Genomic DNA, 6,300 nt, shown 5'->3' with positions numbered 1-6,300 from the left:
GTAGAGAGCTCCGCCGACCCCGCGCCCCGGCTGCTTTGGCTCGATGGAGATGTAATCGAGATAGCAGAATCCCACGTCGGTGGCGTGCTGGAGGAGGGCAAAGCCCTTCACATCCCCCCGCTGGCCGTCCGCCACGAAGAGGATCGACTTGAAGCGGTACTTCATGGGGTTGCTGAGTTGGAGGGGGAGTTTGGCGATGTCCTGTTCGTCAAGACCCGCGAACTGGTTCCGCAGTATGGCCTGGACCTGAGCGATGGCCTCGTGGTCGCGGGGAAGGGTATCGTCATATATGCGCCTGATGCGAAACATTCGTGGTGCCTCCTGTCTTCGATGACTGTTACGCGCCGAATTGTGAAAAAGGGGTCAGGTCTGCCTTTGACCCTTGTTGATGATGTCTTGTATTTTTTCTATCTGGTTTTTAATTTTTCTGTTTTATTTTTAAGCTTCAAAACTCTTCTTTTATTAAAGTTTGCGTCTTGTATTGTCTTTCATGGGTCATGAGTAGATTGGGCTGTATTTCCTCGTCAAGAATATAATTTTTAGTTCATGGTTTCATGCCCAGGCCTGCATAAGCAAAAAGCCCCATCCTTCATATGGTTGAAGAAATGGGGCTTTATTTTTTTGTAATATTATGATGGGTCACCTGATCCTCCTGTTTGAGGTTCAAAAAACAGACCGAAATTAATTTAAAATAGTGTATATTAAGCGAATATACAAGTCAATTGAAGATTCCCCATACAAGCTACAGGGAATGTTCTGCCTGACGGCAGTGCTTCGCAGCGACCGTAAGGAAGTTGGCCGTTTTCAGATTCGCTCGCTAACTCCTCAGCCCCGATGGGACGGGATCTCCGCTTTGCTTCGACAAGCTGCGGGAAACGCGCTCGCTTTTGCGGTTCAATTTGTTATCTTTTCTATGAGTTATCAGTAAAACCTTTTTATATTATTGCCCCTTGTTTTAACCATAAAATGGCACAAATAGGGGGCAATATCAATTATTGCTTTAAACTGGTTCTTTTCTCCACCTGATAATCTTTATATGCCCCTTTATACCTGTTTATTAAATTATTCTTTTGTTGCGGGTAGGGCAACATGCTATATAATCAAATGCGAATAAATCATTTAAGGGCTGAAAAAAATTCTATCTAATCTGAAATAATGGCAAAATATAATATGTGGACTATAGTGTGAGGATAACACACAGGGCAGGATGGATACTTGTGGATCCGCGGACAGTTATTAAAAACGGATATGTGCGGGTCTGCAATGGACTGATTGAAGAGGTGGGTCAGGGACATTCAAGCGACAGCCATGTGGTTGATCACGGACCCGGCGCTATTATGCCTGCTTTTGTGAATGCTCATACACATCTTGAGTTGTGCGCTTTAAAGGCACGGGTGCTGTTCGGCAGGGGATTCAGGCCGTGGGTGAAGCAATTAATAAACCTGCGTAATGCAGAAGAGATGGAAAATCTGCTCACAGGCGCAAAACAAGGCATAAAGGAGATAATTGAATCAGGCACAGGGGTTGTCGGAGAGATATCCACCCTGGGCATTACAAAAGATATTTTAGCAGATTCCAGCCTTGCAGGTATATGGTTCAAGGAATATCTTGGAAACAGTTCTATTGTAAAAACAGGATGTAATGAAAAAAGGGGGGGGATTGCAACCTCGTTTGCCGCGCATGCTCCACACACCACGGCCCCTGAACTTCTCGTGAATTTAAAAAATGCCGCCCAAAAAAACAATCTTCCGTTTTCAATACATGTCGCAGAGTCGGAAGATGAAATCAGGTTTTTATCAACAGGAAAAGGCGAGTGGGCGGATTTTCTCACGGAAAGAGGGATCGACTTTTCAACCTGGGGTTTGCCCGTGGAAAGCCCTGTAAAATATCTTAAACGCCTTGGGCTTCTTGATAAAAAAACAATAGCTGTCCATCTGATACATGCTGATAAAGATGACCTTGAGATACTTCTGCGTTATAATGTTCGCGCATGTTTATGCTTAAGGAGTAATCATTATCTTCATCAAAGGCTGCCGGATCTTGCAGGCATGCTTGGCGCTGGATTAAAACCATGTCTTGGAACAGACAGTTTGGCCTGTGTGGATTCATTAAATATGTTCGACGAAACAGCATTTATATCTAATGCATTTCCTTTGGTTCCACCGTCTGAAATATTGGCAATGGCAACAATAAACGGCGCTGATGCCTTGGGTGTCGAAGACAGGTTCGGCACACTCGATCCCGGAAAATGCGGCTGGTTTGTCTATGTGCCGGTAAACGCGTCAAACAAATCAGGTCTTCTGGAGGCTATCGTAAATAAAGAATTTGCGGGGGATTGCAAGGTAATAATATCTCACCGCTAAGACGCAAAGCACGCAAAGATGAAAAGTTTTTTGTTTTTTTAAAATAAACTTCTTTGCGTCCTCTGCGGCTCTGCGGTAAATAAAGAAATGAAAAACAAATCTGAACAATATCGTAAGCAATCACCGGTCAAGATCGGACGGATAAGCTATATAAATGTTGCGCCGGTATATTGTGGGCTTGACAAGGGGCTGAACCCCGCGTGGCTCAAGATGGTCACCGCGCCTCCGTCGGTTTTAAACAACATGATGGCAAATGGAGAAATCGACATAAGCCCTGTCTCTTCCGTGGCTTATGCGCGGCATCAAAAGGATTGGCTGCTGCTGCGGGATCTTTCAATCGCATGTTCCGGAGATGTAATGAGCATTATCCTTGTCAGCAAATATCCGTTTGATAAGCTTAATAATAAAAGGGTAATTCTAATAGACGAGTCAGCTACCGCTGTTGAGCTTTTAAAACTTCTTTTCATCAAAAAAAAGGTGAAGCCGATTTTTGGAATCAATGCGATCCAGCATCCCCGCGATATCCCAAAAAATGCGGATGCAGCCCTTGTCATAGGAGATGCCGCGCTTAAGGAGAAATGGAGCGATCACTATGATTACATATTTGACCTTGGGAATATGTGGATGGAATTAACAGGTCTTTCCTTTGTGTTTGCCGTGTGGGCTGTACAAAAATCATTTGCGCGCAAAAGGCCGGATACGTTATCCGCGATAATCGACCTTTTTCATATTTCAAAAAAAGAGGGAGGTCAACATCACAGGCAGATCGTTGAATCAGCTTCATCAAAGCTTAAAATCAGCCTTGATATGTCTGAAAAATATTATGACAGACTGTGCTGCGATCTTGGACCAATGCAAATAAAAGGGCTTGAAAGCTTTTTTGCCAGCCTTTACAAGGAAAAAATACTTTCCGAAAAGGTAACTCTGTCCTTTGTTGATGAATTCGTAAAAAGCTGAATTACTTAACATGCAAAGACAGGCTTTTTGCTTTCAGGAAGTATTCCTCTGCTCCTTGCCATTTCAAATAAGGCCTCAATAGCCTCTTTTCCTTGTTCTCCGATCTCTATGGTAAAATCATTAACATAAAGATCTATATGCCCGCGAATCACGGCAGATGACATCTCCATGGCATATTTCTTAATATAACCGTCTGTCTCGATTCGATGCTTAAAGCCGTATAGAGTGCTTTCCCGTATGGCGTTTTCCACCTTTAATGCAATTTCAGGCGCTATGTCTCTGCGTATCGCAATCCCTCCCAGAGGAATGGGAAGAGATGTCTTTTCCTCCCACCACTTTCCAAGATCAAGAAGAGAGATTAAGCCATAATTTTTATAGGTAAACCTGCCCTCATGAATTATCACGCCAAAATCCAACTCTCCCCTTTTAATCGCAGGCATAATCAAATCAAACGGCATGGGAACAGCATCCGGCTTTTTAAAAAGATAAAGACCAAGCAGCATGCATGCGGTTGTCCACATGCCGGGCACTGCTATCTTTTTTGAATCGATCTGGTTTAGATTAAAACCCGGTCTTGCCACGACAAGCGGCCCGCAGCCCCTGCCGAGCGCGGATCCGCTGCGAAGAACTCCATATGTATCAAGCAGATGACCTATAGCGGCAAAGGATAGTTTTGATATATCAAAACCCCCTGCTCTTGCCTGCTGGTTAAGTGTTTCAACATCCGCGAGTTCTATCTTAAACGCAAGCCCGGACCTGTTAATCAGGTTGTGAGCGAGCGCATAAAAGATAAAGGTGTCATTCGGACAGGTTGAATAACCAAGTGTTAATTTATTATTCATATCTCAAAATCTTCGCACAAAAGCAAAAACAGCCATGGCTGCCCTCTCAAAGGCAAGAGCAAGGTTCCATGCGCCACAATCTCTTTTTCCGACCATGTTGCTTGCGGAACGGATCTCTAAAAAAGGTATGTTATAATGTATCGCGAGGTGCGCGGCTCCTGATCCTTCCATGCCTTCCATGCAGGGCTTGAACTGTTTATAAAGCTTTTCCGCTCTCATGTCTGTTGCGGTTATAGCTGAAACAGTTATAAACGGCCCCTTAATCAATCCGATATTTTTATCCGCACAATCTTTTTTAATCGCTTTAAAAGCAAGATTTGTTAATTCCTTATCAAGGCGATAACGGTTTTTAATGTCAGGGCCATGACTGTCAAGTAAAGAAAAAGGAAGCTCATTTAACGGCCCATCCATATTTTCCGGTTCAATGCCCAGGTTTACATCTATCTCCTCGGTCGCAATGCCGATGTCGCCGATTTTAAGTCCTGACTCCTTAAAGGCTCCAGCGCATCCTGTCTGAATAATTAAGGACGGCCTTGAATCTTCTATGGCCGCGGTTAAAGCCTGCACGGCATTTACAAGACCCGGCCCTGTGATAAGAACCTTAACCGGCTTACCTTCTATATGCCCGGAAACAATTTTCCGCCATCCAACCTTTGAAACAACAGGCTTTTCAACCCTGTCAATCAGAGCCGACAATTCATCATAAACAGCGGCTGTAATGATAATATCAGAATGCATTGGAAAAAACCTCAGATTTCGCATCATTATGTTCGGAGACGCACACCGCGATGTTTTTACCACTAAGAGCACGAAGTGAACGAAGATAAAGAAAAAAAATCCTTCGTGTCCTTGGTGGTGATTAACAATAAAATCATCTAAGTTAATAACATTGATGTATTGATCAAAAGCTTTAAATACTATAAATTAAAATAATAACACCACTTGATTCAGATTGTAAAGTCTGCTTTAAATAACAGTAATAATTGTCAGGAAATTCGGGGGCGGGGCATTTTGATAAAAACAATCAAAAACAGGTTAAATATTTTAAGAAAAATCCTTTCGAAAAAAAAATTTGACACGTTTATGATTCTTGTGGAGGAAAACCGCCGTTATTTAAGCGGGTTTACAGGTGAAGACACAGCGTTTGACGAATCAGCCGGAGCTCTCTTTATAACCGGCTCAAAACTTATCCTTGCCACTGATTCACGATACGAACTGCAGGCTGGACAGGAAGCCCCTGATTATGAGATAGTTTGTTATAAGAACGGACTTGTAAATGAGCTGCCGAACATTCTTAAAAGCCTTAAAACAAAAAAACTCGGCTTTGAATCAAAACGCCTGTCTTATATGCAGTATAATAAAATCATCAGCCGGCTTTTGTCCGAGGGTTTAGAGATTAAACTCGTGGAAGCGGAAGATATTGTAGAAAATCTTCGCGTAACAAAAGAGGATAATGAAATCAAAGACATTAAGAAGGCTCTTTTTATTGCGGAATCGGCTTTTAAAAATTTTATCGCAAACAATATTATGTCCGGCATGACGGAAAAGGTGGCTGCGTGGGAAATAGAAAAAGGGATGCGGGAAACAGGGGCTGACTCAATCTCCTTTCCGGTCATTGTGGCGTCAGGCCCAAACAGCGCCATGCCCCATGCAATACCTGGCGATCGCAGGATAAAAAAAGGGGAGCCGATTCTCTTTGACTGGGGCGCAAGAATAAATGGCTACTGTTCCGACATCTCGAGAACAGTCGTAACAGGCAAGCCGGATAAAACCTTCACAAAGGTTTATGAAACAGTGTTAAATGCGCAGCGCATGGCTATTGATGCCATAAGACCGGGCATTAGTTCAAAGGCTGTTGACAAAATCGCTCGAAACTACATTGAAAAAATGGGTTTTAAAGATAAATTCAACCACGGCCTGGGCCATGGAACAGGGCTGGCCATCCATGAATATCCGGGGCTCAATCCTGTTAAAGACACAATGCTTGATAAGGGCATGGTTTTTACAATCGAACCTGGAATATATATACCCGGATGGGGAGGCGTCAGGCTCGAAAATATGGTGGTTGTAAGGGAAAATGGGGCAGAGGTGCTAAACAGTCTCGATTGCGCCTCCTAACACTCAACACTTAATACTTT

At 43.4% G+C, this 6,300-nt stretch carries 6 protein-coding genes; 3 read left to right on the top strand and 3 right to left on the bottom strand.

The window, feature by feature from the left end; genetic code table 11:
- A partial coding sequence (locus tag VMW78_03865) for an acetylpolyamine amidohydrolase (GenBank protein ID HUV50139.1) occupies positions 1-309 on the bottom strand: 309 nt, incomplete at its 3' end.
- A gap of 908 nt (positions 310-1,217) precedes the next feature.
- On the opposite strand from VMW78_03865, the gene VMW78_03860 reads away from it, so the two are divergent.
- Both VMW78_03860 and VMW78_03855 read left to right on the top strand, forming a co-directional pair.
- Positions 1,218-2,363: an amidohydrolase family protein gene (locus VMW78_03860; GenBank protein ID HUV50138.1), complete on the top strand. Its 1,146-nt coding sequence runs from the start codon at positions 1,218-1,220 to the stop codon at positions 2,361-2,363.
- An 87-nt stretch (positions 2,364-2,450) separates the two neighbouring features.
- Entirely contained in the window at positions 2,451-3,320 is an 870-nt protein-coding gene (locus VMW78_03855) for a menaquinone biosynthesis protein (GenBank protein ID HUV50137.1), read from the top strand.
- Positions 3,321-3,325: 5 nt separating this feature from the next.
- Here VMW78_03855 and VMW78_03850 read toward each other — a convergent pair whose 3' ends face one another.
- Together VMW78_03850 and mqnB are read right to left on the bottom strand one after the other, a co-directional pair.
- Positions 3,326-4,162, bottom strand: coding sequence for a 1,4-dihydroxy-6-naphthoate synthase (locus VMW78_03850; protein HUV50136.1), 837 nt, complete (start codon positions 4,160-4,162; stop codon positions 3,326-3,328).
- A gap of 3 nt (positions 4,163-4,165) precedes the next feature.
- Complete coding sequence (gene mqnB, locus VMW78_03845) at positions 4,166-4,900, bottom strand: futalosine hydrolase (GenBank protein HUV50135.1); 735 nt, start codon at positions 4,898-4,900, stop codon at positions 4,166-4,168.
- A 273-nt stretch (positions 4,901-5,173) separates the two neighbouring features.
- Between mqnB and VMW78_03840 the strand changes: the two genes are divergently transcribed.
- Positions 5,174-6,280 (top strand): aminopeptidase P family protein, encoded by a 1,107-nt coding sequence (locus VMW78_03840; protein ID HUV50134.1) that lies wholly within the window; start codon positions 5,174-5,176, stop codon positions 6,278-6,280.
- Positions 6,281-6,300: the final 20 nt, after the last annotated feature.

The organism is Anaerolineae bacterium (genome assembly GCA_035529315.1).
Classification (GTDB): Bacteria; Desulfobacterota; Desulfobacteria; order Desulfobacterales; family ETH-SRB1; genus Desulfaltia.
This window is presented reverse-complemented; position numbering and strand designations above follow the sequence as displayed.